Source organism: Haloprofundus salilacus (assembly GCF_020150815.1).
Lineage (GTDB): Archaea > Halobacteriota > Halobacteria > Halobacteriales > Haloferacaceae > Haloprofundus > Haloprofundus salilacus.
Map to the genome: position 1 here is coordinate 1,204,477 of NZ_CP083723.1, position 25,641 is coordinate 1,230,117.

Consider the following 25,641-nt stretch of genomic DNA (forward strand, 5'->3'; position numbering starts at 1 on the left):
AACAGCTCGTTTGAACTCGCGTCGGTTTCGTCAGCCTCTCGATCCGCAGCTACGCCGTCGCATCGGCCAGCGAGCGATTGCCCCGTTGGGTGCTGTGCCCTCGACAGACGAAGCTGACACACGCCTTCTCCTCCTTCGACAGAGGGAAGTGAGTCGCTTTGTCGTCCCAACTTTCCGACCGGCGCGAAACCGCCTCTCGACTGGCGTATCGGCGCTCGATTCGGTCCGGAAAAGCGGGTCGACACGGTATTTTCTTTTGTACTGGTGGTTTCGGTACGCTCATGAATCGACGCACGCTCGCGGGAATCGGTCTGTTCGTCGCTGGACTCGCCGGGTACGTCGTCGGCATCTCCACCGCGTATCCCGGTCGGGCGTTTTCGATCACCGCGGTGATGCTCGGCATCGCACTCGCGGCGACCGGACGGCAGTCGGCATCAAGGAGAGACGCATGAGCCTCCACGCGATGGTCTACACGGCCGACGGTGTCGAACGGTACGACGACCTCGACACCGCGCTCTCTGCGAGGGGCGAGACGTGGATCCACGCGGACGATATCGAATCGGCCGAGATGAAGGCGCTCAGAGAACGCTTCGACATTCACCAGCTGGCCGTCGAAGACGTCCTCTCCGAGAAAACGCGGCCGAAAACGGAGGCGTACGACGCACACACGTTCATATTGATGAAAACGGCTCAGCTCAGCCAGCGCGAGGACGTCGCATTTCACAAAGAGGTGAGAACGCACCCCGTCGGGTTCTTCATCGGCGAGGATTGGTTGGTCACGATGTCGACCGTCGACGTCGATGTCGTGGACCCCGCTTCCCCCCAGTGGACGAAGAACGGTTCACGGTTCGCGAACCGCGGGACGGATTTTCTCGCGTACCGAATCATCGACGCCATCGTCGACGAGTACTTCGACGTCCTCGACGATATCGAAGACGACATCGAAGGGGTCGAAGAACGCGTCCTCGAGGACCCGAACCCGCAAATGCTGGTGACGCTGAACGGCGTTCGTCGAGACCTCCTCGCGTTCCGAAAAGTCGCCTGGCCCGCTCGGGAAGCGATTTCGGAGCTCTCTCGCGGTGACATCTCGCAGGTCGCAGAACAGAACGAGAAGTACTTTCGCGACGTGTACGACCACCTCGTCCAGGTCGTCGACCTCATCGAGACATACCGCGATCTCACCGGCGGGTCCCGGGATATCTACCTGAACGCCGTCACGCGATCGACCAACGAGGTGATGAAGACGCTCACGGTCGTCGCGACCATCTTCATTCCGCTGACCTTCGTCGTCGGGGTCTACGGGATGAACTTCGCCGACACCCCGTTCGCAATGCCGGAACTCTACTGGACGTACGGCTATCCGGCGACGATGCTCGGGATGGGACTGCTCGCCGGCACGATGCTCGTCCACTTCCACCGTCAGGGGTGGATCTGAGTCGCCTTGTACGCGACGACTGCCGACCACTCCGTAGACACGCTCCACGTGCCTTCTTACTCCACTCCACAACGCCTCTCTGAACGTACCTTCGGTGGCTAGACGTCGACCCAATTCTATACAGCGAAATATAGTTTATCTGTTCGTCGACGAACGTCGATTCTCCCGGAAACCGTCGCCGAGGAGGAATGCCCCGGCCAGTGTTCGGCTTTCGCACCGCCCCAACGCACAGTTATTCATGCCTTCGATGTACGTGTACACGTATGACACGCGAGGGCGACTACTTCACCCGTCTCGTCGACACTGAACGCCTCCGCGAGTATCTCGCCGCAGAACTCGGTTCCGTTGACGAGGGCGCGTACGCCGTCGACCACCACCAGGAGGGCCATTCCAACGAGACGTTGTTCGTCACGTGGGGCGACCGCGAACTCGTGATTCGCCGGCCGCCTCCGGGTGAGACGGCCTCCAACGCCCACGACGTGCTTCGCGAGTACCGCGTCACCGACGCGCTGCAGGAGACCGACGTTCCGCTGGCGAACACCGTCCTCGCCTACGAGGACCACGAGGTTCTCGGCAGCGACTTCTACGTGATGGAGCGCGTCGAGGGCGACGTGCTCCGCGAGTCCGAACCCGAGCGGTTCGCCACTCCCGAGCACCGCGAACGAATCGGGACGGAACTCGTCGACACGCTCGTGACGATTCACGCCATCGACCCCGAATCCGTCGGTCTCGACGAGTTCGGTTACCCCGACGGGTTCACCGAGCGGCAAGTCGAGCGGTGGTCCGAACAGTTGACGTGGGCGTTCTCGCGGACGACCGACGAACGGGAAGTTCCCGTACTTTACGACGTCATGTCGTGGCTTGCCGACAACGTACCGGAGGAGTACCCCCACACGCTCGTCCACGGCGACTACAAGTTGGACAATGTGATGTACTCCCCCGGCACGCCGCCCGATATCACCGCCGTCTTCGACTGGGAACTGTCGACGCTCGGCGACCCGCGGACGGATCTGGGGTGGATGCTCTCGTACTGGCGCGACGCCAAGGACCCCGCCCCCGCGGTTCCGGACCTGACGACGACGTTCATGGAACATTCCGACTATCCGACGCGCCGCGAACTCGTCTCGGGGTGGGAGGACGCGACCGGCTTCGAGTACGAGCACGACCGGTTCTACCGGGCGCTCGCGGTGTACAAACTCGCGGCGCTCGGCGAGATGTTCTTCCGGCGCTACCTCGAAGGCAACTCCGACGACGACCTCTACCCGCAGATGGAGACGCAGGTGCCCGCGCTCGGCGAGCGGGCGATGCGCATCATCGAGGGCGGCGAACCGCTCTAACCGGCAGCCAGGTCCACAACACTTAGCCCGTTTCCCCTCGCATGGAGAGATATGACCGGTAGTGACTGGGGTGACTGGCTGCCGCGCGCCGTCGCGACGGCCGAACCCGAGACCGTCGCCGTCTGGTATCTCGGCTGTAACGGCTTCGTCGTAAAGGGGAATCAGGGAACGACGCTGCTCATCGACCCGTACCTCGGCGTCGGCGACCCGCCGCGGACGGTCCGGATGATTCCGGTTCCGTTCGACCCCGAGGACATCGAGGAAGCCGACGCGATTTTCGCGACCCACGAGCACACCGACCACGTCCACGGGCCGAGTCAGGCCCCGATTCTCGAAAACACGGGCGCACAGTTCTACGCACCCGACGACAGCCTCGCCGTCGCACAGGAGGAGGAAAACTGGACCGACGTTTGGAACGTGAGCGACGACCAGTTCACCGAGGTGTCGGAGGGCGACACGTTCGAGGTCGGCGAGTTCACCGTCCACGTCGAACTGGCCGCGGACGCGGACGCGACGCACCCGGTGAGCTACGTCGTCGAGCACGATGCAGGAACGATATTCCACGGCGGCGACACGAAACCGAGCGACGCGTTCGACGACATCGGCGAGCAGTACGACATCGACCTCGGCATCCTCGCGTTCGGTTCCATCGGCAACATCCCGAACAAGGAGACCGGCGAGATGGTCCGCACGAAGTGGTACAGCACCGAAAACGAGATAATCGAGACGGCCAGCAGCCTGCAGTTCGACCGCCTCCTGCCCAGTCACTGGGACATGTGGCGCGGGATGACCGCCGACCCGACGGCGCTGCACGACCACGCCGCGAGTTACGCGTACCCGCGGGCGCTGACTATCGTCTCCATCGGCGACCGCGTCGACCTCTGAACGCCCGCCGCGAGACGCCTTTTTCCGCTCGGTTCCGTCCGTATCGACTGCGCCTAGTTTCGTTGATACCGATAAATTCGCCGGTTGTTTTATGTAGCACCTATGGGATTACCCGGTATATGAGTCAAGAGCCAGACCACGGCGAATCGCTGACGGTGTCGGCGGGGGGCGTGACCGTCGAGAAAACGTTCGCAGCCGACGAATTTCCGGTCCCCGCCATCAAGTTCGTCGTCCGTTCGGAACGCGAAGACGCCGTCGACGTCCGCCTCTCCGACGATATTCCCGAGTCGTTCTCGATGGAACGCGTGGGTTTTCACCCCGACTACGAGAGCGCGAACTGGACCGCCTACGAGGACCAGTTCGTCGAGTACGAACGCTCGCTCGAACCGTCCGAAGAGGTACTGACCGTCTACGGGATTCGTCTCGACGACGATCACGATCCGACGGCGTTCCTCACCGAACCGATGCTCGAGACCATCGTCCCTGGAGACGGCAGCGACACCGTCGAAGACGTGATCGGATCGGACAGTTCTCGCCCCGTGCGCAACGCTCTGGCTGACGACGCGACCGGCTTACCCGGATTGGACGGCGACGACCCGCTGGCAGACGGCCTCGAATCGGGTGACGACGACGAACCTCCGGAACCAATCGAACTCGCCGACCCATTAGCCAACGACCCGCTCGCGGACGACACGTTAGCCGACGTTCCGGACGTCGAGACTGACGGCGACTCAGGTGAGGCGGCCGAAGACGACGAATCCGAGCCGATTGCGCTCGAAGATCCAGTTTCGGCACCCGACGAGGACGACCCGGACCCCGAACCGCTCGATTCGCCGGAGACGGCCGAACCGTCCGACGATCACGCTGCGGCGGACGCGGAGACACTCGACGACTCTAAGGATTTCGACGACACCGACGCTCTCGACGCCGACGCGGGCGACGAACCTGCCTCCACGCCGCGTTCGCTCTCGTCGGACCTCACACCCGCCGTCGTCTCCTATCAGGCGGATTCAGACCCACTCGGCGCGCAGTTCGACGCCGAACCCGAGCCAGAACCGGTCGAAGTTAACGAATCTGCCGAATCCGCCGAATCCGCCGAAGTGGTCGAAGCGGCGGTCCCCCGGCAGGAAACGGGCGTCGCGGCCGCGCTCGCCGACGAGATTCGCTCCGGAAGCGTCGACGACGAGGACCTCGAACTCCTCCGCGAGGAACTCGACCTCGGGGTTCCGCGGAGCGTCGACGTCCGAATCCGGCGTCTCCAGTCGAAGATGGACGACCTCGAAGCGTACTCCGACGCGCTCGCGGCGTTCCTTGACGAGAACGGCACCGCCGAGGAACTCGTCACCGAACTCCGGTCGGACCTCGAATCGCTGTCCGCGGCGACCGACGAACTGGAGACCGAACTCGACGGCCTTCGCGATGAGCGCGACGATCTCGATTCGGCGGTCGAAGACGTAGACGGACGCGTCGAACGCGTCTCCGGTCGGCTCGACGGCGTCGACGAGACCGTCACCGCCGTCGCCGCCGACGTCGAATCGCTGGACCACGAGATGGGAGAGGTGAGAGGCGACCTCGCGGACCTCGACGCCCGCATCGTCTCCGTCGAGGAACTCGGCGCGGACGAGCGGGCCGAACTGGAAGCCGAACTCGACGCGATTCAGGACGAGCTCGAAGCGCTTGACGCGTTCCGCGACCGTCTCAGCAGCGCCTTCGGCGGCGAACAGTAACCTCTCGCGAGCTGTCGCGAACTTTTCGGAGAATCTCTCGAAACGTAATCGGTATACGACGCCACCCCCTTGAGCGGACAATGAGACAGATCGTGTCCGTCGCCGTCCCACGGAAGGGACGCCCGCTCGAAGCGGTACTCGAACGCCTCGCGACTGTGGCGGGCACGCATTCGCATTCGGTCGCCGACGACATCTCCTCAACGCTCCGGTACGAGAAGTCGGTCACGAAAGGAAACTCCGAGGACGACCGAACCGTCTACGAGCGACTCGCCGAGTACAGCGACCTCTCTGACCCGAAACGCCCCGAGTACACCCTCCTGCGGGACGGTCGCGCCGGACATCCGCGCCGAATCGTCTTCGACAGCGTGACGCTCTCGCTCGACGGCGTCGACGTGCAACTCGTCGGCCGCGAGGAACCGTTCCGCGCGCTTCGAACACACGAGTTCGCTCTCGGATTCGACAGTGCGGACCTCGTCCTCGAAGAGGTGGTCAGCCTCGAATCCGACGGTATCGGCAGTATCGACGACATCAACGCCCGCATCGATCCGATGGAGTCGGACGTTCGCGTCGTCGCCGGGCTCGGCGACACCGTCTACCACACGCTGATGGCGACGCCGGAGGTTCTCACCGCCGGAGCGACGCTCGACCGGTCGTTCGTCGCCGACTACGAGGGCCCGCTGTGCATCTCCCCCCGGTACGAACGACTCGTCGAGGCCGTCCTCGGAACCGACGCCATCGAAGACGTGGAGTTCCGGTACCCCGACGACGAGCGGGAGGAGGAAGCCGCCATCGCCGACACCGGTCTCGGCGTTTACCTCACGATGACCGGGTCGACGGCGCGCGACCACGGTCTCGTCCTCGGCGACCACCTGTTCCCGAGCGAAACCGTGCTGATGGAGAACGACGCCGAGCGGAGCAGCGCGGCCGACCAGATCAAGGCGCTGCTGTCCGAAACGTCGGCGGAGACGGCGCTTCGAGTGTAGCGGCCGATAGCTGTTTTCGGCGCGTTGGTGGTTCGAATCGTTTCTCGGACTCTCTCCTCAGCGATTTTTGACCTTTCCGCCTCGAGCTGCTGTCGACGAAACTCTACTCCGGTGTTGCTTTGGGATACTCGGCGCAGAAACACTAGCTACGCACCTCTAGACACAGATTGAATTATGGGGCTATTTTGGGGGAGGGTAGTGATATAACTCAATCTTTTGTGCGTCTCGCCTGCCGAATGAGGGTACTACGTGAGAATCTTAGTGGGCTAAGATTCGTGTGTAGGGATACGTTGATGTACCGCCGGTCCGACCACGAACCGTGAGCGAATCGGACACCAGTCGGTCGTCGGTGAAGACGTACGTGCCTACGTACCAGAAAGAACAGTGGACTGATCACGCCGAACGACTCGGGATGACCCAGAGCGAGTTCGTTCGGACGATGGTACAGGCGGGTCGACGAGACTTCGATCTCGACGCGCCGGACGAGAATCCGGAGGGGTGTGTTCACCCCTCGAACCCCCGGGGTAACGCGCTTGAAGACCGGGTCCAAGAAGTGCTCCATCGGCGCGGGGTCATGTCGTGGGACCAACTCGTCGACGCGCTCTCGGGCGACTTCGAGAGTCGCCTCGAAGACGCTCTCGACTCGTTGCAGTCGGCGAACCGAATTCGGTACAACGGACGCGAGGGTGGGTACGTGGTGACCGATGGCGAGTGAGTCGGCCGGGGAGACCGACGACCCCGTCGGCTACTTCCTACAAGATATGGTGTACCACGGAAAGTCCGAACGAACGCGGACCGAGTACGAACGAGTGCTCCGTCGATTCGAGTCATTTCTCGCCGACCCCGAGACGAACCCGACGGGCCGGTCGGTCGCGCCCGCCGACGCGACGCACCGCGACTGCATGGCGTGGGTGCACTCGCTTCGCGGTACCGTCGCGTCGAGTACGGTCGCAATTTACGCGGCGTACCTCCACCGATTCTACGGCTACATGACCCAGGTCGGCGTCTTCGAGTCGAATCCGATGACACTCGTCACCGAGGAGATGGACGAGTCCATCGAGAAAGACCCGACCCGTCGCGACATCGACGTGCCGACGATGCGGGCGTTCGTCGCCGATGTCCAACATCCGCTGCACCGTGCGCTCGTCGGAGCGTTCCTCAAGACGGGTATCCGGGTGGGCGAACTCTGTAACCTCGACCTCCGAGACGTGTCGCTCGACGACCCCCAGCTGACGAACGCCTACGACCTCGGCGGTCGGCCCCAGTTGGACGCCCGCCCGAACTCGCTTTTCGTCTCCGCCGAACCGACAGTCGGTGAACGACACAACGGCGAGGTTCGGTCGGCGTCGAACAAACGAAAGCGCGACACAGTGATCCCAATCGACGAAGAGCTCTCACACCTCCTGAAGTCGTGGTTGGCGATTCGGCCGGACACCGTCTCGCCCGCCGACCCGCTGTTCGTCGGAACGAGCGAAGGATGGGGCGAACGGCTGACGCCCAACGCCGTCCACAACGTCGTCACCACCTACGCCGACGAGGCAGGGTGGTACCGCTCCGGCGGCGGCGCGACGGAGAACGTCACCCCGCACTACTTTCGACACTTCTTCACCACCCACCTCCGCGACCGGACCGGCGACCGCGGTATCGTGAAATATCTCCGGGGCGACGTCGCCACAGATATCATCGACACTTACACGCACAACTGGGGTGGACAGGTTCGAGAGACGTACGAGTCGAACATCTACTCGATACTCTGAGTCGGCATCGAGTCTGACCGACACCTTCGACTTTCCGTGAAACCGGTGGTCGGACGCGCTCGACCGCTGTTTCGACCGCAGGTTCGGTAGATATCTGAATATCTGTGCAGATATATTTCTAGATGGTTGTCTGTATGGCTAGCTAGTTAAATGGCTGTCCCGGTGATTTGTTAGAATAGCTGGCGACGAACTGCCTCGCACTCTCGAATCGGACCTGAGAGACACCTCTCGAACCTTCCGACGCAGGTCGTCACGTTCGGGGGTCGCTACGCGACACCGACCAGTCTATCCCCTCTTCGCTGCAACCGACTCGGCCTCGAAGGCTCCGACCCGTCCTTTCGCCCGTCCAGTCGATATCTTCTGTCGAACGCACCGCCGATCCAAAGGTACCGTCCGTCGCCACGCGAACGTATGTACTGTATGTCGCTATATCTAAACTGGTGCAGTCCCCCCGTCACGCCGAGTTCACTTTTTCGACCAACGCCGAAGAGTCGTTCGCCGGGCTGTTCACCCGCGTCGAGACCGGATACGCGCGCATCTCGGCTTCGGGATACGGGTCCAACAGCGTCGACGCCACGTCTGTATCGGCGGTGAACCAATCGTTTTCCTCTTCCGGAGCGAGAACGACGGCCATCCGGTCGTGCAGCGGCGAGACTACCCCGTTCGGTTCCGTCGTGATGATTGCGAACGTCTCTATCGGCTCGGGGTCGCCCGCGCCGCCGTCGGTGAACTCGTCGAGACCGGTTTGGGTCTCCGGCGGCATCCACCGCTCCCAGATGCCGGCCATCGCGAACGGTCGGTCGTCCTCGAATGCCACTCGATAGGGTTGCTTGCCGTCTCCGTTTTCGCGCTGAGTCCACTCGTAGAAGCCATCGGCGGGAACGAGACAGCGCCGGTGCTCGAACGAGTCACGGAAACTTCGCTTCTCGGCGACGCTCTCGGCGCGGGCGTTGATGAACGACTTCGAGCGCGAATCCGCCCACGACGGAACGAACCCCCACTGGACCAACCGAAGCGCGTCGGGGGCGTTGTTCGTGATGATCGGCAGTTGCTGGCCGGGCGCGCAGTTGTACCGCGCGTCGAGCGAGCGCTCGGCGGTCACGTCGAACCGATCTTCGAGTTCGGGTTGCGGGGTGAAGAGGCTGTACCGACCACACATACGCTAGTCGACGACGCCGAGCGAGTTAGGTCGTCGGGTCGGTGCGGGTCATCTGGCCGTCCGCGCGTCGTGACGGTGCGACGGGTTTAGGTTCGCCCGTATCCGTCGTACTGGCGTGCGAATCGAGAACAGCTTCATTCCCGTCCGCGGCGTCGGCGAGAAGACCGAACGCCAACTCTGGGAGGCGGGCATCACCCACTGGGACGAGTTCGAGCGCTCGGCAGTCGGCGAGACCACCGCCGACCGCATCGAGACCTACATCGCGGAGGCGACCGACCGCCTCGACGCCGGCGACTCGCGCTATTTCGACGCGTCGTTTCCGAGCAGCGAGCGCTGGAGACTATACGAGAACTTCCGCGAGGAGGCGTGTTTCTTCGACATCGAGACGACTGGACTCGACTCGTCGTACGCCGACGTGACGACGGTGAGCATCCACCGACGCGGCGAGACGACGACGCTCGTCCGGGGGCAGGACCTCTCGGCGGAGGCGCTTCGAGAGCATCTCGCCGACGCGCCGCTTCTCGTCTCGTTCAACGGCATCCGATTTGACGCGCCCTTCTTGGAGGACTCGTTCGGAATTGACGTCGACGCCCCGCATCTCGACCTCATGTACCCCTGCAAGCAACTCGGGTTCTCCGGCGGTCTCAAGCAAATCGAGAAAGACGTCGGTATCGAGCGCGACCGGCCGGACCTCTCGGGTCGCGACGCAGTCCGCCTCTGGCGACAGTACGAACGCGGCGACGACGAGGCACTCGACACGCTCGTCTCGTACAACCGCGACGACACGGTGAACCTTCGGACACTCGCCGATGACGTTTCCTCCCGCCTCCACGACGACGTATTTGCGGACGTACAGTCCCCGTTGTGAGCAGACCTCAGTTCGCCCGCGTGTCCTCCTGCCGTCCGTCGCGCCGTTCGTCGCCGGGTCGCCGGCGCTCGTCGTCCGGGCGGAGCGTGTTCTCGATCAACGTCTTCGCCGCTCGGCGGAACCGCTCCGACGCCGCGTTTCCGGAGACACCCAGTTCGTCGGCCAGCCCCGCCAACGACTGTTCGCGCGGAATCTCGAGGTAGACCTCCTTCACTGCCGTGACGAGCGTCTCGCGTTGGGTGGTCGTCAGCCCGTACTCCTCGACGGTCGACACCTCTCGTTCCTCGAAGAGCCGGTGAAGTTCGAAGTCGACGCCGCGTTCGCGGCAGAACGCGTAAAATCGGGCGAACGATTCGCGGTCGGGGAACCCGGCACGAAACTGCCACCCCTCGTGCGTCGCCGTGAGGGTGTGGACGACGTCCCCTTCCTCGACCAACAGCGGATAGATGCTCGACTCGAGACCTTCGCCGCGCAACTCCGTCTGATAGAGACGAGAACCGGGGGTGGCGACTTGCGACAGCGAACCGACGGTCGAGTCCTCTTCGGCGACCCGTTCGAAGGCTTCGAAGTCGTCGGTCTCCGCCCACACGAGAATACGCACCCGGTCGTCGTCGACGGCGTCCGACCGTTCCCACACGATTTTCGTCTCGGACGTTTGCTGCAACGTCCGTCGCAGTATCGGATGATCGAGGGTATCACGTCCACCTCCCGAAGTTCGACGAGGCGGGGCTCGTCGAGTTCGACGCCGACGAACGGACGGTCCGCCCACGTTCGATACCGCCGTTAGAGGACGTGGTCGGGTCGGAACCCGGCGTTTCGGTCGCGGAAACAGACTGAGACGTTGCTTACGCCAGGATGTCGCCAATGCGTCGCGGTTCGCCGTTCAATTCGGGTTGTTTCTCGACTATCTTCAGCACTTCGTGGTCGGTGACGTCGGGGTAGGACTTCTGCGTCGCGTCCTCGATGAGCTTCTTTTCGAGACGGAACTCGGTTCCGTCGTAGACGACGTCGACGCCTTGTTCGTCGAAGGAAAGGGCGGTCATACCCCGCCGTTGGCCACCGTCACGTAAAAGCGTGGCTCGTCGTCTGCCGCGCGTCTTGCGGACTGTTTATTATCCCCTACGTTCTGGTGCGCACTGTGCCACCCGGTCAGGACCCGCTCGACGCCCTCCGCATCCCCGACGGAACGACCGTCGAGGAACACGACTTGGTGACCGACGGCGACGTCATCGTCGGGAGCCAGGCCACCGTCGACTTCGGCGTCCGCGGCCGGAACCTCGCTGCCGGCGAACGCGCGTCGTTCGGCGGCGACATCGAAGCGGACGGCGACTGCCGACTCGATATGTGGTGCGACGTCGCCGGTAACGTCCTCGTCGGCGACGACGCTTACCTCGGCGAGCGCGTCCACATCGGCGGTCGGCTGATGGTGTCGGGCGACTTGGACATCGGCGACGACGTCGAGATAGACGAGGGGTTCGAGGCCAGCGGCTGGATCGTCATCCGCAACCCGGTGCCGACGCTCGTTTTCTACTTCATCGTCCTCTCGCAGTTGTTGAAACTCGGCGAACGCGACGCAGCCAACGAACTCGCGGCGGCGATGGCTGACGGCGACGAACAGCGCGACCCGCTCGTCGTCCCCCGCGGCGGCCACGTCTCCGACGACGCGTGGCGCGTCTCGACGCCGGCCCGCATCGGCGACGACTGCCGACTCCACGGCAACGTCCGCGCGGAGTCCGTCGACGTGGGCGAGCGAAACAACATCTTCGGGAGCCTCCGCGCGCGAGAGGACATCTTCGTCGGGTCGGAGAGCCGCATACACGGCGATGTGACTACCCGCACCGGAACCGTCCGCATCGACGAAGGCGCGCGCATCCTCGGCGACGTGGTCTGTTCGGACCTCGTCGTCCACGAAGGTGCGACCGTCGACGGGTCGATGCGCGCCCGAGGCGAGGTGCGCCTCGTCCGCAGCGACATGACGCGTGAGATCGAGTAGGTTTCCCGACGTAACCGAAAGGAAATTCCCCGAGACGACGGAACGGAGCGTATGCTCACTATCGCGCTCGCGGGCAAGCCGAACGCGGGCAAGTCGACATTCTACACCGCGGCCACGATGGCCGACGTGGACGTGGCGAACTACCCGTTCACCACCATCGACGCCAACCGCGGCGTCACGTACGCGCGGACCGACTGTCCCTGTCTCGAACACGACGAGCGCTGCGGCAACTGCGAGGCCGGCAAGCGCTACGTCGCCGTCGAACTGCTCGACGTGGCCGGACTCGTTCCCGGTGCGCACGAGGGGAAGGGCCTCGGCAACCAGTTCCTCGACGAACTGACGAACGCCGACGTCATCGTCAACGTCGTCGACGCCTCCGGCGGCACGAACGAGGAGGGCGAACCCGTCGAAGTCGGGACGTACGATCCGCTCGACGAGGTCGACTTCATCGAGGAGGAGATGGACCAGTGGCTAGCGGGCATCATCGAGCGTAACTGGGAGTCGATCGAGCGCAAGTCGCGCTCGCCCGACTTCGACATCGACGACGTGCTCGCGGAGTTGCTCACGGGGTTCGGCGCGTCGGAGTACGAAGTCGCCGCCAGCCTCCGGGAACTCGACTACCCCGCCGACCCGATGCAGTGGACCGACGACCACCGCGAGGCGCTGGCCCGGGACGTGCGCGCGCGCACGAAACCGATCGTCCTCGTCGCCAACAAAGTCGACATCGCCCCCGAGGAGAACGTCGAACGGCTGCGCGAAACGGAGAATCTCGTCGTCCCGGCGACGGCGGACGGTGAACTCGCGCTTCGGCGCGCCGCCGAAGCGGGCATCGTCGACTACGACCCCGGCGACGAGGACTTCGAACTCGTCGGCGACGTGAATGACGCTCAGCGGAAGGGACTCGAGCAGATTCGCGACGTGATGGCCGAGTACGGCGGCACCGGCGTTCAGCAGGCGATAAACACGGCGGTGTACAACCTACTCGACCACCTGACGGCGTACCCCGTTCAGAACGAGTCGAAGTGGACCGACGGGCAGGGCAACGTCCTCCCCGACGCGTTTCTTCTCCCTCGCGGGTCGACGCCCGCGGACCTCGCCTACGCCGTCCACTCCGACATCGGCGACGGCTACCTCCACGCCGTCGACGCGAAATCGAAGCGACGCATCTCGGATTCCTACGAGTTGACGGAAGGCGACGTCATCAAAATCGTCAGTACGGCGAAGTAGCGGCGGACGGACTCGAAGCGTATCTCGAAAACGCGTAACGTACACTAGCGGGTCTCAGTGAGCTGCTACTTCGACTTTCGAGGAGAGGAATCCGAGACCGACACCTCGCTCGATCCACTGCGACGCTCAGAAAGGGCTCGGGAGACCGCGCTCAGTCGGCGCTGCTGCCGACCGTCGTGTCGTTGCTCGCGTCCGACGCGCGGTTGTGCTGGCGCCGCTCCCACGCCCAGCGCTGGCGGATGGCGCGACGGCCCGTCTCGGTCAGTTCGTAGTAGTTCGTCCGCTGGTCCAAGGTTCCTTTCTCGACAAGTCCCGCGTCGACGAGGATGTCGAGGTTCGGGTAGAGACGCCCGTTGTTGACCTCGCCGCCGAGGTACTCCTCGATGTGGACTTTGATCTCCTGCCCAGAGGGGTGGTCCTGTCCCGCGCAGACGAACAGTAGGTCTCGTTGGAAGCCAGTTAGGTCGTTCACATCAACGCGGACGACACTCAGGATGTTAGTTATCGGGCTGCTAAGCAATCTGACGCCGAAATCGCCGCGAAATTAGTAACTCCTTGCGTTCGTCGCCGACCGTTCGTCGCGGTTCGTCTCGGACCGTTTCGACCGTTTCGAACCGTTTCAACCCCGTTCAGTCGGGCGATTTTCGAAAACGGTCGCTCGGCATCGGTTCAGGTGGTCGGGGGGTGTGAGGAGGAGTTCCTGTCGGCACCCGCCGCTGCCGACCGTTCTCCGATCTCGAACCCGACGACGACCGTCGAACGCGGTTACGCGTTGTACGTTCCCGCACCGACGGCCAACCGCAACAGCACCGCCGAGAAGATGAGTATCCAGCAGGCGAAGAACACGACCGCGATGGTCCCCAGATATCGACCTCCGTCCCCCTGAGTTGCACCTCCTTTAGCTGCCAGAGGTACACCGTCGACTCGACGCCCATCACAACCAACAGAACCGCGATCACTCTAATCGCAGTCGTCGACACGTGGTGTCCTCCCGTCGGATTCGCTCACTCCGTTCGCTCTCCAACGACGTTCGCAAACGCGCGACGTCTGCTCGCTCGGGGGCAATCCGACCGGTTCGTGGCTCACTGTTCTCATCGCTCTCGCTGTTTTCGATTCGACGACCCTCGGTCACGCGTAAAATATATTATAGTTCTGTTAATTCACAGAAAGTAACTTGAACGACGCTACACGGACCGACGTTTCAAGTATCTCCTCGTCCGCTGTTATCGTATGTACAGAGCAATCCTCCCCGACGGCGACATGGAGTGCGCCGACTACGAACGCGACGAGTACGGTGTCAACATCTTCACCGACGACGAGGAGTTCATCGCGTTCATCCCGTACGCGAATCTCGTCGCGATAATCAACGAGAACGTCCAACTCGGCGACGAGCCCTCGATTGCGGACTGAACGAACCGTTCGCGAGTCGACGGTGATTCACGAGAGCGGTCGATACCGAACGGCCACCAGGAGCAACGCCAGAAAGACGTACGACCCGCGGACCAACACCATCGTCGCGAGCGTCGGATCCGTCGTCCTAGCGGAGACGGTGGCGACGACGCCAAACGCCGCGGCGGCGACGATCGTTCCGACCGGGAACGCGCCGACCAGCGCGAACCCGACGACGAGACCCAACCCCGAAACCACGAACGCGTAGGCGAGTCGCCGGGCGTCGCGTCGTCCGAGTACGACCGCCACGGTTCGTTTGTCGATGGAGCGGTCGTACTCGTAATCCTTCGAGTCGTCGATGATCTTCACGCCCGTCAGAATCACGAGAAAGACGAGCGCGAACGCCAGCGGCGTCGACGCGAACGCGCCGGTCTGGACGTAGTACCCACCCAGGATAGCCAGCGCGATGCCGGTCGGATAGCCCAGCGTCGTCGTCACAGCGCGCATGTCCATCTGCGGCGCGTGGAGGTAACCGATCACCCAACACGGCAGTGTCACCGCGGCGGCGACGGGACCGACGAGCGACCAGAGCGCGACGAGACAGGCGGCGAACCCGAGCGTCGCGCCGGCGAGCGCGAGGCGACAGCCGCCGACCGACAGCGGGTGGTCGTCGTCCTCGCCGCGGAGGTGGAAGTCGACGTAGCCGTCCTTGACGTGGGCGGTGTAGACGGCGAAGAAGACGGCGAGCGCGTGCGTCGCGCCGACGACAGGCGAGAACTCCCCGGCGAGGACGCTGCCGAACCACGACGCGGCGACCGGCGGTAGCATAAACACCGGATGCACCTGCGACCCGAACGCCCGAAGCGCCGCTACCGGTCCAGTTCCGTGTCGTGCGACTGCCATAGGCTAGTCGCCATCGAACGGAGGGATAAATCCTGTCCGCGCGGGGGCGAAACCCCCTCGTCGGAACGCAGCGCTCAGCGGACCGCGCGCGCAGCGTCGGTCATGATTTCAATGGCTTCCTTCAGGTCCTCGGTCCTCGTCGCGTACGACAGTCGGGCGTAGCCCGCGCCGTGTTCGCCGAAGGCGTCGCCAGGGACGACGATGACGCCGCTCGAGAGCACCTCGTCGATCCAGCCGTCGGGAACCTTGGGCATCGCGTAGAACGCGCCGCCGGGCGTCGGCACCTCCAGTCCGGCGTCGGTGAGACCGTCGACGACGAGGTCGCGACGCTCGCGGAACGACGCCGTCATTTCGTCGACGATGTCGCGCGGTCCCGACAGCGCCGCCTCCGCGGCGTACTGCGCCGGGGCGCTCGCGCAGGCTTGCACGTACTGGTGGACGCGGAGCATCCGCTCGATGCGTCGCTCGGAGCCGTACACCCAGCCGAGTCGCCATCCGGTCATCGAGAACAGTTTGGAGGCAGAGTTGACGACGACGACGTTGTCCGTCTCGGCGTACTCGACGGGCGAGTGGAACTCGCCGTCGAAGACGGTGTACTCGTACACCTCGTCGGAGATGCAGAGCACGTCGTGTTCGTCGGCGATGCGGGCGAACTCGCGGATGTCCTCCTCGGGAGAAACTGCCCCCGTGGGGTTACCGGGGCTATTGACGACGAACGCCGCCGTGTTCTCGGTGATGGCGTCTTCGACCGCCGCCGGGTCGAGCGTCAGGTCCTCGCGGAGCGCCACGGGGACGGGGTCGCCGCCCGCGAGCTTCGTCAGCGCGTCGTAGGAGACGAAGCCGGGGTCGGGGATGATGACCTCCTCTCCTTCGTCGACGTGCGCCTCAAGTGCGATGTGGAGCGCCTCGCTTCCTCCGGCCGTTGCGATGACCCGCTCGGGCGAGAGGCTCACGCCCTGGTCCGTCTCGTGTTTGGCGGCGATGGCCTCGCGGAGCGGAAGCACGCCCTTGTTCGGGGTGTAGCCGTCGGCCTTTCCCGACTCGATGGCGTCGACGGCGGCCGCTCGCGCGTGGTCAGGCGTCGGGAAGTCCGGTTGGCCGATGCCGAGGTTGATGGCGTCGTCGCCCGCCGCCTCGAACACCTTCCGGATGCCGCTGATAGAGATTCGCTCGACTCGCTCGGAGAACTCCGTCATGCTCGTATCCGTGCGGGCCGTCCGCATAGTTCTTGCTTCCGCGGAAGCGAGAGCGTGGCTTGGGTCGAACGCGGTCGTGCGGGCGTCGTTCGACCGGCGAGCGGCGATTTTCTACAATCAGCTTAGCAAACGTCGAGCAGAAAAGACAGGTCGAACTCAGTTGTTGCGAACGACGTTGCCGCTCGAGCCGTTACGCACAAGTATCTCACGACCGCCGTTGTTGCTAACGTCGTTGTTTTCGACGAGGTTGTCGTCGGAGTTGTCGAGTTCGATGCTCTCGTCGTCGTTGCTCACGACCTCGTTGTCGACGATGTCGTTACTGTCGGCGCGAAGGAGGTAGATACCGTCGTCACCGTTGTCGCGGACGACGTTACCTTCGAGGGTGTTCTCGTCGGACCCGCGCACGAAGAACCCGTCGTCGCCGTTACCGGTGACGTCGTTGTCGGCGAACTCGTTGCCGTCGCTCTCGCCCACCCCGATGCCGTCGTCACCGTTGTCGCTGACGTTGTTGCTTTCGACGGTCGCGCCGTCGGTGTTCGTGAGGCCGATGCCGTCGTTACGGTTCGCGTCGACGACGTTGTCGACGACGGTGAGGTCGGACGTGCGGACAGCGTTGACGCCGTTGACGCCGTTCCCGACGATTTCGTTGCCGTCGAGCGTCGTTCCTTCGGCGCCGCGGACGAAGACCCCGTCACCGCCGTTATCGCTGATTTCGTTCTCGACGACGTCGGTGTCGATAGCACCCTCGCCGAGGCTGATGCCGTCGTCGCGGTTGTTCTCGACGAGGTTCGAGCGAACCACGTTACGCTCGGCGGGACCGTATTCGCCGTTCTCGTTGAAGCCCTGGACGCCGATGCCGTCGTTGCCGTTGTCGCGGACGACGTTGTGCTCGACGACGTTCTCGACAGTGAAGTCGACGAGGTAGATACCGTTGACGCCGTTACCGACGACCTCGTTGTCGCGGATGACGTTCCCGTCAGAGTCGCCGAAGTCGTCGGCGCCGAGGACGAGGATGCCGTGGCGGTCGTTGTTGGTGACCCGGTTGTCCTCGACGACGGCGGCGTTGTGCGACCAGATCTGGATACCGACCCCGTTGTCGGTGACGTCGTTGTTTCTGACGACGCTCCCGCCGCCGACGGCGAAGCTGATTCCCACGCGTTCGTTGTTCTGCACGTCGTTCCCGACGATCACTCCCTGTCCCTCGTTCACTACGAGGCCCCCGCCGTTGCCCTCGACGAGGCTCGACTCGACCGTAGTCGTGGCGAACTCCGTGTACAGGGCGACACCGTTGTCTCTGAAGGTGCTATCGCGGATAACGAAAATCCCGCCGTACCCGAACATGCCGACGGTGTTGTCTGTCAGCGTGACGTGTTCGAGCGTGAGATTCTCGGCGCCTCCTTCGGAGGAGATGCCGGTGTCCCAGTCGGAGAAGGTAACGTCGGTGACGGTCAGGTTGCCAAAGTATCCGCCTGCCTCCAGTCCGGCCGTCCGGTGGTCGTCCTCGTCCGCGTCGGCGTCGCCACCCTGCCCGTCGACGACGTGACCGTCGCCGTCGATGACGACAGTTCCGTCGGTGTTAACGACCAGACAGGCGCTGTAGTCGTCGTACGCCAACCCTTCGCTGTTTCTCACGTCGCTCGTCAGGACGTACCGTCCCGGTTCGGTGAGGACCATACAGTCGTCTATCTCGGTTACGTCAGACTGCCCCGCGGCGACGCCGACGAACCCGCCGAACATCGAGAGGACGACAATTGTTACGACACCGAACACTAGTCCATCACGAATATTCATGATAATGACGATGCTAGGTCAGGATATAACTGTATTTCAGGAGGTCGGGACGGTTCGGCGATGAAAACGGCGCTTGAACCTCGGTTCGGACGATTACCCTTCGTACTCGTCTCTGAGGTCTTCGATGTGCGACTGCAGCAGTCCCAGCGCGGCGTCGGCGTCCATGTAACCCTGTTCGTACTCGCCGAGGACGTCGTCAGCGTCTTCGAGGAACGTTTCGACCGTCGATTCGAGTTCGTCTACCATACGCGCTACGTCGGCTCGGAGCCCCTTGTCTCATCGGATTCTACCACGGTGAGAGCGCGGAGTCGCCTCCGGAGCGCCTTTACTCTCCACCCGCGAACCGTCGAGCAGTGACCGTCACGCTGCGCTACGAGAACGGCACCATCCGCATCAACGCCGATGCCGACGAGTCGGTGCCGTCGCTCCCGTTCGTCGAGGACGACCCGCGGAGCGGCGTCGCCCGCGCACCCGCGTACCGCTACGCGCAACTACGGCGCGTCCTCGACGGATGCGGTGTCGGGTGCGACGACCAGGTGCTCCCCGACGCTTCGCTTAACCTCTCGACCACATACGACCTCCGCGAGTACCAGCGCGACGCGCTCGACGCGTGGTTGTCGAACAGCCGGCGCGGAATTCTGGAACTTCCTACTGGAAGCGGGAAAACCGTCGTCGCCATCGCCGCGATGGTCGAACTCGGCGTGCCGACGCTCGTCGTCGTTCCGACAATCGACCTGCTCGAACAGTGGCGGCGCGAACTCGAAACGGAGTTCGACGTCCCGATCGGGCAGTTCGGTGGCGGCGAGCAGACTCGGGAGGAGATTACCGTCTCGACGTACGACTCCGCGTACCTGCGCGCCGACGACATCGGCGGCGCGTTCAGCTTCGTCGTCTTCGACGAGGTCCACCACCTCGGCGGCGAAGGCTACCGCGACATCGGCCGCCTCCTGGCCGCGCCCGCACGGATGGGGCTGACGGCGACGTTCGAGCGCCCCGACGGCGCGCACGAGGTCGTCGAGGAACTGGTCGGCAGCAGAGTGTACAGCGTGTCGGTCGACGAGTTGGCGGGCGACCACCTCGCCGACTACGCAATTCGACGTATCGAGGTCGAACTCACGGACGAGGAGCGCGAGCGCTACGAAAAGGCACAGGGAACGTTCGTCGACTACCTCCGGACGGCGAACATTACGTTCCGAAGCGGCAGCGACTACCAGCGACTAGTCAAGCGCTCCGGAAACGACCCGCGCGCCCGCGAGGCCCTCCTCGCGAAACAACGCGCCCGCGACATCATGATGAACGCCGACGAGAAGGTGCGCGAACTCGGTCGCATCTTGGACCGCCACCGCGAGGACCGCGTCATCGTCTTTACCGCCCACACCGACCTCGTCTACCGCCTCTCTGAGCGATTCTTGCTCCCGGCTATCACGAACGAGACGGGCGCGCCCGAGCGCCGCGAAATCCTCCAACGGTTCCGCGACGGCACGTACTCGCGGGTCGTCACCGCGAACGTTCTGGACGAGGGCGTCGACGTGCCGGACGCGAACGTCGCCGTCGTCCTCTCGGGCAGCGGGAGCGAACGCGAGTTTACCCAGCGACTCGGGCGAATTCTGCGGCCGAAAGACGACGGACAGATGGCGACGCTGTACGAACTCGTGAGCGCCGAGACTGCGGAGGAGCGGGTGGCCGCGCGGCGACGCTAGGTCATCCGGATCCGGCCGCCTCGACCGTCACCTGCAACTGCCCGTTTCGCTCGAACGCCTCAAACGACACCGGAACGACCGTCTCGAACTCCGCGGTCGAATCGCCCGGTACCGTCACCTCCGTCGTCTCGACGGTCTCCTCGCCGTCGACGGTGACGCGTACGCTCACGGTCCCGGTCCGTTCCTCGGGCGTTCGATTGTTGACGGTCCCGAACGCGCGCAGTTCGTCCTCCTCCGTCCCCTCGAAGTCGAACGTCTCGACGGAGAGCGGGTCGTACTCGGGCCCCTCACCGGGGCCGGTCGTCGGTTCCTCGGGCGGGCCGCGCGGTCCGGTCGCCGACGGGAGCGAGGAGAGGCACCCGGCCGAGAGCGCCGGGAGGAGCGCAGTGACGAGCGTCCGTCGCTTCATAGCCGAGCGTCTGCGCGCGGGCGTATGAGCCTTGTCCTCCGTCGGTGGCGTCGGGTCGGCGGATTCCGCCGACCCGTACCCCGCGGCGCTTTTATCACCCGAGACGAAACGACACCTGTGCTGACGAAAGACCTCCTCCGGGTGTCGCGCCGCGGCGGCGGCTACCGCCCGCAGTTCGTCGACTCGGCGCGGCGTCCGCTGGCGGCGACGGTGCTCGGCACCTATCAGCGTCACGTCGGCGAGCGTCGGGAGACGCTCTCCACCGCGCTGGACGACCTCGAAGCCGAGGCGGACGACTTCAAACTCGTCCGCGGCTTCGCCGCGCTCGCCGACCGGGAGGCGACGTTCGAGACCGACGCCGCGTTGCCGCCGGAGCGCGCCCGCCGCGTCGCCTTCGAGAGTGCCGAGGCCGTCGGCGGCGTCGCGACCGACGAGGAGCGAACCGCGGCGCTCGACGCGGCAGCCGACCGGTTGGGCGTCGACGGCGACGACGTCGAAACGTCGCTGTACGCCGACAGGGACGTGAACCAGCGACTTGCCGAGTTCGACTCGCGGTGGTCGCCCGACGAACTCCTCACTCAGTACAATCTTTCGCTCGCTCAAACCGTCCTTTTCGACGCCACCGAAGTCCGCGTGCGGAGTTCGGACCCGAAGGCGCTCGTCTCGGCGGTGAAGCGACGGCGACTGATGTACGAGATTAACAAAACCGAGGAGGGCAGAGAAGTCGTCGTCACCGGTCCCGACGCGCTGTTTCGGCGGACCCGCCGCTACGGAACCGGCTTCGCGCGCCTGCTGCGGACGGTCGCCAAAGCGTCGGAGTGGTCGCTCACGGCGACCGTCGACGACCGGGGAACTGACCGCGAGATGACGCTCACGCACGAGGACGTGTCGGTGCCGGGCGTCGAACCGGTCGCCGAACCGACGTACGACAGCGGCGTCGAAGCCGACTTCGCCGCCCGCTTCGCGGCGCTGGACCTCGACTGGGACCTCGTCCGCGAACCCGAGCCGCTTGAAACGGGGTACCGGGTGATGATTCCCGACTTCGCGTTCGACTACAAGTACGCCGACTTCCGCATCTACTTCGAGATCATGGGCTTCTGGACGCCCGAGTACGTCGAGAAGAAACTCGGGCAGCTAGAGGGGGTCGAGGGGGTAGAGATGTTTGTCGCCGTCGACGAGAGTCTCGGCGTCAGCGAACGAATCGAGGCGCGCGACCACCGGGCGATTCCGTACTCGGGGTCGGTCCGCCTGAAAGACGTTCGCGACGCACTCAGGAGCTACGAAAAACGGTTGGTGACGGAATCGGCCTCGGAGCTTCCTGCCGAGTTACGGCCGGACGCCGACGCTATCTCCTTCGAGGCGCTGGCCGAAGCGCACGGCGTGAGTGAGGCTGCCCTCGAAGACGTCGAGTTCCCCGACCACCGGCGAGTCGGTCGAACGCTGATTCGTTTCGACGTGTTGGAGGATATCGCGGCGGCGCTTGAACCGGGAATGTCGCTTGGGGACGCCGAATCGGTGCTGTCGAGCGAAGGCATCACCGACTCCAGTTCGGTGCTTTCGGAGGCTGGGTACGAGGTGGCCTGGGAGGGACTCAGCGGCGGGACGCTTCGGCGCAAGGAGTGAGCGACCCGGTTTCTCCGGTCGATTACGCGACTGTGTGGAGTAACGCGACCTGCAGTCTCTCCCGGTCGAACGAAATTACTCCTAAATCGTCCATCAGCGGGAGGTGGCAGTGATAGAGGCTGACGCTCGTCCGCTCGACGGTGCTCGCGTCCGACCCACCGACGCTCGCGCTTCGTTCGGTAACGGTTTGTGCCAACTGTTCGAGACGAACCGGCGCGGTCTCCTCCGTCAAGATGTCGAGAACGAGTCGCCGCTGTTCGGCGGCGAGCACCCGGATCCGGTCACCTTCGGACAAGCCCTCGGATGCGATCCATCGATCGACTTCGCGTTTGGGTTGATCCATGTATTAGCCTGTTCCGGCATCGTTCCGAAGATGCCCTTGAGCTGTTACAGAGAGCTACCCGGGCGTAAGCGCTGAGCATAACCAGTTAGGTATTCCCCTCGCTCCGGACACCGCTCAGAAGCGTTCTCCGCGGAACTCTCGTCGTCGACGGTTTTTCGACCAATCGTGTCGGAGCAACCGGTGATCGAGGCTCCGTCGACGGAGGGTGTGAATTCGACCGACCCTCGTAGAGAGCCATGACCGCAGCGACGTTGACCGAAGCCCTCCGAGCGCCCACCGAACCGACTTTTTTCCGAGTGGCCCCGCGAAATCCGGCGACGACATCTCGGCGTCGCTCGGCGTCTCGCAGCCGACGTTCCACCAACACCGCCGGAAAGCCGAGAAGAAGGTTTTCGACGCGTTGCTCGATCGACGCGCCGTCTCCGTCCGAGAGAAACCGCCGACGTGACGCGGTTCGACGGGTTCGGTTTCGGTCGTCGTCGCCGCGTTCGGCGGCCTCGACGCTCGTGGTTGACAATCAACCGATAAAAAGCACTTACCGCTCGCCTGCGTTCCGACGATATGACCGACTCAGTGGGACCTGCGCCGACCGAGAACGCTCGACGCGGCGAACTGATTCCCTGCACCTTCGGGGGTGACGACGCCGAGTACGAGGGGGGGATACAACCGTGGGCCGGCCGGACCGGCGGTCTCTACGTCGCGTGGCGAGTCGGGCCGGTGTTGGGTCGACTGGGTACGTTCCGCGTTTCGGGCGACGAACTCCGTTTCGGGTACAGTTCGTTCCCCGAGCGACCGGGGGCACGTCGGTACGCCGCGACGCTCTCGGATGCCGTCTCCAGCCGACTTCGCTCGGAGCTCGTCGCGCTCACCGAGTCGATGCGCTCGCCGCATCTCGGCGCGATACCCACAGTCTTCGACAGCGAGGTGTTTCTGGCTCCGCCGGACGCCGCCGCCACCGGCGAGATTCACCACCACGAACTCGTCGGTCGGAAGGGGGAGTTTCGGGGGTGGTTCCAACCGTGGCGACCGCCCGGCGGCGGCGCGGTGTACGTCGCGTGGCGTCTCGACAGTCGGGAGCACGACACCTACCCGTTCGAGGCGACGGGACACCGGTTCGGCGTCCTCTTCGACGACGCGGTTTGGCTCGGCTCGGTGTTTGACACGGTGTCGCTGTTCCGCGTCGCCTGCGGGACGACCGGCGCGCTCGACCGCCTCGGCGAGGACGTGGAGACGCTGTACGCCGACGCCCCGAAGCAACGGTTTACGGCTACCGAACGCGGCTGATCTGAGAGTCGCTCAGTCGAGCGTCGGAAGCGACTCCTGTCGCCCCTTCGGGACCGTCGACCGGAGTTCGCCGTGCAGGTACAGTCCGACGCCCATCGGTTCGGTCTCGCCGACGAGTTCGTGGGCGACGACGAGATAGCCCCAATCGCCGTCCCAGTCGACTTCCTGGTCCTCTCCCGCGGCGAACCGCCTCGCCGCCTCGCCCGAGAGCTCCACGACGTTCTTCGTCGCCTTCGTTCCGAACCGCTGAACCGCATTGGTCGTCGGCTTCCAGTGCTCCTGTCGTGTCCGGAGGAACGCCATTCCGAGACCTTCGACGCGTATCGGGTCGACGGTGTCGCCGTGGAACGTCCAGATCTTCCCCTTGCCCTTCTCCCAGAACGTGAAGCCGTCGAACGTCTCCGGCGGGACGTCGAAGCGCCCCTCCCACCAACCGACGACCTCCTCGCGCGTCGCTCTACCCGGAACGACGCGCTCGTCGGCGGTGGCGGGGAGGCGGTCGAACCGCTGGCCGGAGTTCGTCGGCGTCTCCGTACCCTCGTCGCCGTTCGTCCCGACACTGCCGTCGTCGCCCTCGCTCCCGTCGCTCATGCCTCCACCTCCAGTTTCGCGCAGAAGAAGCCCCCTGTGTCGTTGTGGTGGGGGTAGACGCGGTGCGCCTTCGTCACGTCGGGGTGGTACTCGTCGCCCTCCCACTCGGTGACGCCCGGAACCGTGTCGAGCGGCGAGTCAAACTCGACCATCCGGCAGTCCTCTTCCGAGAGGACGTGGTCGAGGATGGCCTCGTTCTCCTCCGGGGCGAACGTGCAGGTGGAGTAGACGACGGTGCCGCCGGGTTTCGTCGCCTGAACCGCCCGGCGGAGGATACCTTTCTGGATGCCGGCGACGCTGTAGACGTGGTCCATCGTCCACTGGTCGAGCACGTCGGGATTCTTCCGGACCGTGCCCTCGCAGGAACAGGGCGCGTCGACGAGCGCGTGGTCGAACGCCTCTCGCGCCTCCCGCGCGGCCCCGGCGTTATCGTCGTCGACGCTCCTCTCGCCGCCGTCGAACGCGTCGGAGCCGAACGGTTTGAGCGAGAAGTTTCTCGCGTCTTGGTTCGTCACCGCGAGGTTCGTCACGCCGAGTCGCTCGGAGTTGTGCCGGAGCGCCGAGAGGCGCCCGAGGTTGTTGTCGTTGCCGACGAGGAGACCAGTGTCGTCCATCAGCGCGGCGAGTTGGGTCGTCTTGCTCCCCGGCGCGGCGCAGGCGTCCCAGACGAACTCGCCCGGTTGCGGGTCGACCGCAAGCGCCGGGAGCGCCGACACCTCCTCCTGACCGTGGAGCCAGCCGTGGAAGTACGGCCACGTGGTGCCGGGGCTTCGCCCGTCGAGTTTCAGAATTTCGTTGTGCCAACCGGCCGGTTCGTAGCCGACGCCCTCGTCGTCGAGCGCCTCGCGGGCGCGGGCGGGCGTCGTCTTGATGGTGTTCACGCGGACGACGGAGGGAAGCGGTCGCTCGCAGGCCGCGAAGAACGCCTCCTCGTCGTCGACGAGCGGCGCGTACCGCTCTAAGGGATTCATACGGTCGACTTTCCCGGCGGTGCGTTTGTCGGTTTCGGAGTGCGCGCGCATTCGTGGTCGGAGCGCACGC

General features: G+C 64.5%; 29 protein-coding genes. 17 read left to right on the forward strand and 12 right to left on the reverse strand.

Annotation, left to right across the window (positions count from 1 at the left end; genetic code table 11):
• Nucleotides 1–281: 281 nt before the first annotated feature.
• The 8 genes from LAQ58_RS06185 (at nucleotide 282) to LAQ58_RS06220 (ending at nucleotide 8,124) form a co-directional block, all read left to right on the forward strand.
• Nucleotides 282–452 carry a hypothetical protein gene (locus tag LAQ58_RS06185; protein ID WP_224449729.1) on the forward strand — a complete coding sequence of 57 codons (171 nt, stop codon included), beginning with the start codon at nucleotides 282–284 and terminating at the stop codon, nucleotides 450–452.
• Nucleotides 449–1,435: a magnesium/cobalt transporter CorA gene (gene corA, locus LAQ58_RS06190; protein ID WP_224449730.1), complete on the forward strand. Its 987-nt coding sequence runs from the start codon at nucleotides 449–451 to the stop codon at nucleotides 1,433–1,435. The genes LAQ58_RS06185 and corA overlap by 4 nt, the downstream gene beginning before the upstream one ends.
• Before the next feature lie 263 nt (nucleotides 1,436–1,698).
• Nucleotides 1,699–2,772: a phosphotransferase family protein gene (locus LAQ58_RS06195; RefSeq protein ID WP_224449731.1), complete on the forward strand. Its 1,074-nt coding sequence runs from the start codon at nucleotides 1,699–1,701 to the stop codon at nucleotides 2,770–2,772.
• Between the two features lie 51 nt (nucleotides 2,773–2,823).
• Complete coding sequence (locus LAQ58_RS06200) at nucleotides 2,824–3,657, forward strand: MBL fold metallo-hydrolase (protein WP_224449732.1); 834 nt, start codon at nucleotides 2,824–2,826, stop codon at nucleotides 3,655–3,657.
• A gap of 119 nt (nucleotides 3,658–3,776) precedes the next feature.
• Nucleotides 3,777–5,384, forward strand: a complete 1,608-nt coding sequence (locus LAQ58_RS06205; protein ID WP_224449733.1) for a coiled-coil domain-containing protein — start codon at nucleotides 3,777–3,779, stop codon at nucleotides 5,382–5,384.
• Nucleotides 5,385–5,464: 80 nt separating this feature from the next.
• Nucleotides 5,465–6,367 (forward strand): phosphoribosyltransferase HisG-related protein, encoded by a 903-nt coding sequence (locus tag LAQ58_RS06210; protein ID WP_224449734.1) that lies wholly within the window; start codon nucleotides 5,465–5,467, stop codon nucleotides 6,365–6,367.
• A gap of 319 nt (nucleotides 6,368–6,686) precedes the next feature.
• The gene (locus LAQ58_RS06215; RefSeq protein ID WP_224449735.1) at nucleotides 6,687–7,082 is read left to right on the forward strand and encodes a DUF5805 domain-containing protein; all 396 of its coding nucleotides are present in this window, start codon (nucleotides 6,687–6,689) and stop codon (nucleotides 7,080–7,082) included.
• The gene (locus LAQ58_RS06220) at nucleotides 7,072–8,124 is read left to right on the forward strand and encodes a tyrosine-type recombinase/integrase (RefSeq protein ID WP_224449736.1); all 1,053 of its coding nucleotides are present in this window, start codon (nucleotides 7,072–7,074) and stop codon (nucleotides 8,122–8,124) included. Before LAQ58_RS06215 ends, LAQ58_RS06220 begins: the two co-directional genes overlap by 11 nt.
• 454 nt (nucleotides 8,125–8,578) lie before the next feature.
• Here LAQ58_RS06220 and LAQ58_RS06225 read toward each other — a convergent pair whose 3' ends face one another.
• On the reverse strand, nucleotides 8,579–9,283 hold the full coding sequence (locus LAQ58_RS06225) for an SOS response-associated peptidase (RefSeq protein ID WP_224449737.1): 705 nt from the start codon (nucleotides 9,281–9,283) through the stop codon (nucleotides 8,579–8,581).
• A gap of 115 nt (nucleotides 9,284–9,398) precedes the next feature.
• Here LAQ58_RS06225 and LAQ58_RS06230 point away from each other — a divergent pair, with 115 nt between their 5' ends.
• On the forward strand, nucleotides 9,399–10,151 hold the full coding sequence (locus LAQ58_RS06230) for a ribonuclease H-like domain-containing protein (RefSeq protein ID WP_224449738.1): 753 nt from the start codon (nucleotides 9,399–9,401) through the stop codon (nucleotides 10,149–10,151).
• Nucleotides 10,152–10,158: 7 nt separating this feature from the next.
• Here LAQ58_RS06230 and LAQ58_RS06235 read toward each other — a convergent pair whose 3' ends face one another.
• Together LAQ58_RS06235 and LAQ58_RS06240 are read right to left on the reverse strand one after the other, a co-directional pair.
• Nucleotides 10,159–10,920: a helix-turn-helix domain-containing protein gene (locus LAQ58_RS06235; RefSeq protein WP_224449739.1), complete on the reverse strand. Its 762-nt coding sequence runs from the start codon at nucleotides 10,918–10,920 to the stop codon at nucleotides 10,159–10,161.
• Between the two features lie 76 nt (nucleotides 10,921–10,996).
• On the reverse strand, nucleotides 10,997–11,194 hold the full coding sequence (locus LAQ58_RS06240) for a DUF5800 family protein (RefSeq protein WP_224449740.1): 198 nt from the start codon (nucleotides 11,192–11,194) through the stop codon (nucleotides 10,997–10,999).
• 95 nt (nucleotides 11,195–11,289) lie between these two features.
• On the opposite strand from LAQ58_RS06240, the gene LAQ58_RS06245 reads away from it, so the two are divergent.
• Together LAQ58_RS06245 and LAQ58_RS06250 are read left to right on the forward strand one after the other, a co-directional pair.
• Nucleotides 11,290–12,144 carry a polymer-forming cytoskeletal protein gene (locus LAQ58_RS06245; protein ID WP_224449741.1) on the forward strand — a complete coding sequence of 285 codons (855 nt, stop codon included), beginning with the start codon at nucleotides 11,290–11,292 and terminating at the stop codon, nucleotides 12,142–12,144.
• A 51-nt stretch (nucleotides 12,145–12,195) separates the two neighbouring features.
• Nucleotides 12,196–13,371, forward strand: coding sequence for a redox-regulated ATPase YchF (locus LAQ58_RS06250; RefSeq protein WP_224449742.1), 1,176 nt, complete (start codon nucleotides 12,196–12,198; stop codon nucleotides 13,369–13,371).
• A gap of 151 nt (nucleotides 13,372–13,522) precedes the next feature.
• Here LAQ58_RS06250 and LAQ58_RS06255 read toward each other — a convergent pair whose 3' ends face one another.
• The gene (locus LAQ58_RS06255) at nucleotides 13,523–13,843 is read right to left on the reverse strand and encodes a PadR family transcriptional regulator (protein ID WP_224449743.1); all 321 of its coding nucleotides are present in this window, start codon (nucleotides 13,841–13,843) and stop codon (nucleotides 13,523–13,525) included.
• A gap of 201 nt (nucleotides 13,844–14,044) precedes the next feature.
• Between LAQ58_RS06255 and LAQ58_RS06260 the strand changes: the two genes are divergently transcribed.
• Both LAQ58_RS06260 and LAQ58_RS06265 read left to right on the forward strand, forming a co-directional pair.
• A complete protein-coding gene (locus LAQ58_RS06260) occupies nucleotides 14,045–14,257 on the forward strand; it encodes a hypothetical protein (protein WP_224449744.1) in 213 nt (70 codons plus the stop codon).
• A 344-nt stretch (nucleotides 14,258–14,601) separates the two neighbouring features.
• Entirely contained in the window at nucleotides 14,602–14,781 is a 180-nt protein-coding gene (locus tag LAQ58_RS06265; RefSeq protein ID WP_224449745.1) for a hypothetical protein, read from the forward strand.
• A gap of 27 nt (nucleotides 14,782–14,808) precedes the next feature.
• On the opposite strand, the gene LAQ58_RS06270 is transcribed toward LAQ58_RS06265, so the two are convergent.
• From LAQ58_RS06270 to LAQ58_RS06285, 4 genes are all read right to left on the reverse strand, one after another.
• Nucleotides 14,809–15,663, reverse strand: a complete 855-nt coding sequence (locus tag LAQ58_RS06270) for a UbiA family prenyltransferase (protein WP_224449746.1) — start codon at nucleotides 15,661–15,663, stop codon at nucleotides 14,809–14,811.
• Nucleotides 15,664–15,737: 74 nt separating this feature from the next.
• Entirely contained in the window at nucleotides 15,738–16,859 is a 1,122-nt protein-coding gene (locus LAQ58_RS06275; protein WP_224449747.1) for a pyridoxal phosphate-dependent aminotransferase, read from the reverse strand.
• Between the two features lie 156 nt (nucleotides 16,860–17,015).
• The gene (locus LAQ58_RS06280) at nucleotides 17,016–18,650 is read right to left on the reverse strand and encodes a right-handed parallel beta-helix repeat-containing protein (protein WP_224449748.1); all 1,635 of its coding nucleotides are present in this window, start codon (nucleotides 18,648–18,650) and stop codon (nucleotides 17,016–17,018) included.
• A 93-nt stretch (nucleotides 18,651–18,743) separates the two neighbouring features.
• Entirely contained in the window at nucleotides 18,744–18,896 is a 153-nt protein-coding gene (locus tag LAQ58_RS06285; RefSeq protein ID WP_224449749.1) for a hypothetical protein, read from the reverse strand.
• A 107-nt stretch (nucleotides 18,897–19,003) separates the two neighbouring features.
• Here LAQ58_RS06285 and LAQ58_RS06290 point away from each other — a divergent pair, with 107 nt between their 5' ends.
• Nucleotides 19,004–20,350 (forward strand): DEAD/DEAH box helicase family protein, encoded by a 1,347-nt coding sequence (locus LAQ58_RS06290; protein ID WP_224449750.1) that lies wholly within the window; start codon nucleotides 19,004–19,006, stop codon nucleotides 20,348–20,350.
• A 1-nt stretch (nucleotide 20,351) separates the two neighbouring features.
• Here LAQ58_RS06290 and LAQ58_RS06295 read toward each other — a convergent pair whose 3' ends face one another.
• Nucleotides 20,352–20,759, reverse strand: a complete 408-nt coding sequence (locus LAQ58_RS06295) for a transcriptional initiation protein Tat (RefSeq protein WP_224449751.1) — start codon at nucleotides 20,757–20,759, stop codon at nucleotides 20,352–20,354.
• A gap of 117 nt (nucleotides 20,760–20,876) precedes the next feature.
• Here LAQ58_RS06295 and LAQ58_RS06300 point away from each other — a divergent pair, with 117 nt between their 5' ends.
• Nucleotides 20,877–22,382: a DUF790 family protein gene (locus LAQ58_RS06300; protein WP_224449752.1), complete on the forward strand. Its 1,506-nt coding sequence runs from the start codon at nucleotides 20,877–20,879 to the stop codon at nucleotides 22,380–22,382.
• Between the two features lie 22 nt (nucleotides 22,383–22,404).
• Here LAQ58_RS06300 and LAQ58_RS06305 read toward each other — a convergent pair whose 3' ends face one another.
• Nucleotides 22,405–22,725: a DUF7344 domain-containing protein gene (locus LAQ58_RS06305; RefSeq protein ID WP_224449753.1), complete on the reverse strand. Its 321-nt coding sequence runs from the start codon at nucleotides 22,723–22,725 to the stop codon at nucleotides 22,405–22,407.
• Nucleotides 22,726–23,047: 322 nt separating this feature from the next.
• Between LAQ58_RS06305 and LAQ58_RS19050 the strand changes: the two genes are divergently transcribed.
• Together LAQ58_RS19050 and LAQ58_RS06315 are read left to right on the forward strand one after the other, a co-directional pair.
• Nucleotides 23,048–23,173: a helix-turn-helix domain-containing protein gene (locus LAQ58_RS19050; RefSeq protein ID WP_224450132.1), complete on the forward strand. Its 126-nt coding sequence runs from the start codon at nucleotides 23,048–23,050 to the stop codon at nucleotides 23,171–23,173.
• 113 nt (nucleotides 23,174–23,286) lie between these two features.
• A complete protein-coding gene (locus LAQ58_RS06315) occupies nucleotides 23,287–24,009 on the forward strand; it encodes a hypothetical protein (protein WP_224449754.1) in 723 nt (240 codons plus the stop codon).
• 12 nt (nucleotides 24,010–24,021) lie between these two features.
• Here LAQ58_RS06315 and LAQ58_RS06320 read toward each other — a convergent pair whose 3' ends face one another.
• Both LAQ58_RS06320 and LAQ58_RS06325 read right to left on the reverse strand, forming a co-directional pair.
• Nucleotides 24,022–24,600: a DUF7122 family protein gene (locus LAQ58_RS06320; protein WP_224449755.1), complete on the reverse strand. Its 579-nt coding sequence runs from the start codon at nucleotides 24,598–24,600 to the stop codon at nucleotides 24,022–24,024.
• The gene (locus tag LAQ58_RS06325; protein WP_224449756.1) at nucleotides 24,597–25,571 is read right to left on the reverse strand and encodes an RsmB/NOP family class I SAM-dependent RNA methyltransferase; all 975 of its coding nucleotides are present in this window, start codon (nucleotides 25,569–25,571) and stop codon (nucleotides 24,597–24,599) included. Before LAQ58_RS06325 ends, LAQ58_RS06320 begins: the two co-directional genes overlap by 4 nt.
• Nucleotides 25,572–25,641 lie beyond the last annotated feature (70 nt).

What these genes read in the sequence shown, in the direction of transcription:
- LAQ58_RS06185 (WP_224449729.1), top strand. Translation starts at nt 282, where the DNA reads ATGAATCGACGCACGCTCGCGGGAATCGGTCTGTTCGTCGCTGGACTC.
- corA (WP_224449730.1), top strand. Translation starts at nt 449, where the DNA reads ATGAGCCTCCACGCGATGGTCTACACGGCCGACGGTGTCGAACGGTAC.
- LAQ58_RS06195 (WP_224449731.1), top strand. Translation starts at nt 1,699, where the DNA reads ATGACACGCGAGGGCGACTACTTCACCCGTCTCGTCGACACTGAACGC.
- LAQ58_RS06200 (WP_224449732.1), top strand. Translation starts at nt 2,824, where the DNA reads ATGACCGGTAGTGACTGGGGTGACTGGCTGCCGCGCGCCGTCGCGACG.
- LAQ58_RS06205 (WP_224449733.1), top strand. Translation starts at nt 3,777, where the DNA reads ATGAGTCAAGAGCCAGACCACGGCGAATCGCTGACGGTGTCGGCGGGG.
- LAQ58_RS06210 (WP_224449734.1), top strand. Translation starts at nt 5,465, where the DNA reads ATGAGACAGATCGTGTCCGTCGCCGTCCCACGGAAGGGACGCCCGCTC.
- LAQ58_RS06220 (WP_224449736.1), top strand. Translation starts at nt 7,072, where the DNA reads ATGGCGAGTGAGTCGGCCGGGGAGACCGACGACCCCGTCGGCTACTTC.
- LAQ58_RS06225 (WP_224449737.1), bottom strand. Translation starts at nt 9,283, where the DNA reads ATGTGTGGTCGGTACAGCCTCTTCACCCCGCAACCCGAACTCGAAGAT.
- LAQ58_RS06240 (WP_224449740.1), bottom strand. Translation starts at nt 11,194, where the DNA reads ATGACCGCCCTTTCCTTCGACGAACAAGGCGTCGACGTCGTCTACGAC.
- LAQ58_RS06250 (WP_224449742.1), top strand. Translation starts at nt 12,196, where the DNA reads ATGCTCACTATCGCGCTCGCGGGCAAGCCGAACGCGGGCAAGTCGACA.
- LAQ58_RS06265 (WP_224449745.1), top strand. Translation starts at nt 14,602, where the DNA reads ATGTACAGAGCAATCCTCCCCGACGGCGACATGGAGTGCGCCGACTAC.
- LAQ58_RS06270 (WP_224449746.1), bottom strand. Translation starts at nt 15,663, where the DNA reads ATGGCAGTCGCACGACACGGAACTGGACCGGTAGCGGCGCTTCGGGCG.
- LAQ58_RS06275 (WP_224449747.1), bottom strand. Translation starts at nt 16,859, where the DNA reads ATGACGGAGTTCTCCGAGCGAGTCGAGCGAATCTCTATCAGCGGCATC.
- LAQ58_RS06280 (WP_224449748.1), bottom strand. Translation starts at nt 18,650, where the DNA reads ATGAATATTCGTGATGGACTAGTGTTCGGTGTCGTAACAATTGTCGTC.
- LAQ58_RS06285 (WP_224449749.1), bottom strand. Translation starts at nt 18,896, where the DNA reads ATGGTAGACGAACTCGAATCGACGGTCGAAACGTTCCTCGAAGACGCT.
- LAQ58_RS06295 (WP_224449751.1), bottom strand. Translation starts at nt 20,759, where the DNA reads ATGAAGCGACGGACGCTCGTCACTGCGCTCCTCCCGGCGCTCTCGGCC.
- LAQ58_RS06305 (WP_224449753.1), bottom strand. Translation starts at nt 22,725, where the DNA reads ATGGATCAACCCAAACGCGAAGTCGATCGATGGATCGCATCCGAGGGC.
- LAQ58_RS06315 (WP_224449754.1), top strand. Translation starts at nt 23,287, where the DNA reads ATGACCGACTCAGTGGGACCTGCGCCGACCGAGAACGCTCGACGCGGC.
- LAQ58_RS06320 (WP_224449755.1), bottom strand. Translation starts at nt 24,600, where the DNA reads ATGAGCGACGGGAGCGAGGGCGACGACGGCAGTGTCGGGACGAACGGC.
- LAQ58_RS06325 (WP_224449756.1), bottom strand. Translation starts at nt 25,571, where the DNA reads ATGAATCCCTTAGAGCGGTACGCGCCGCTCGTCGACGACGAGGAGGCG.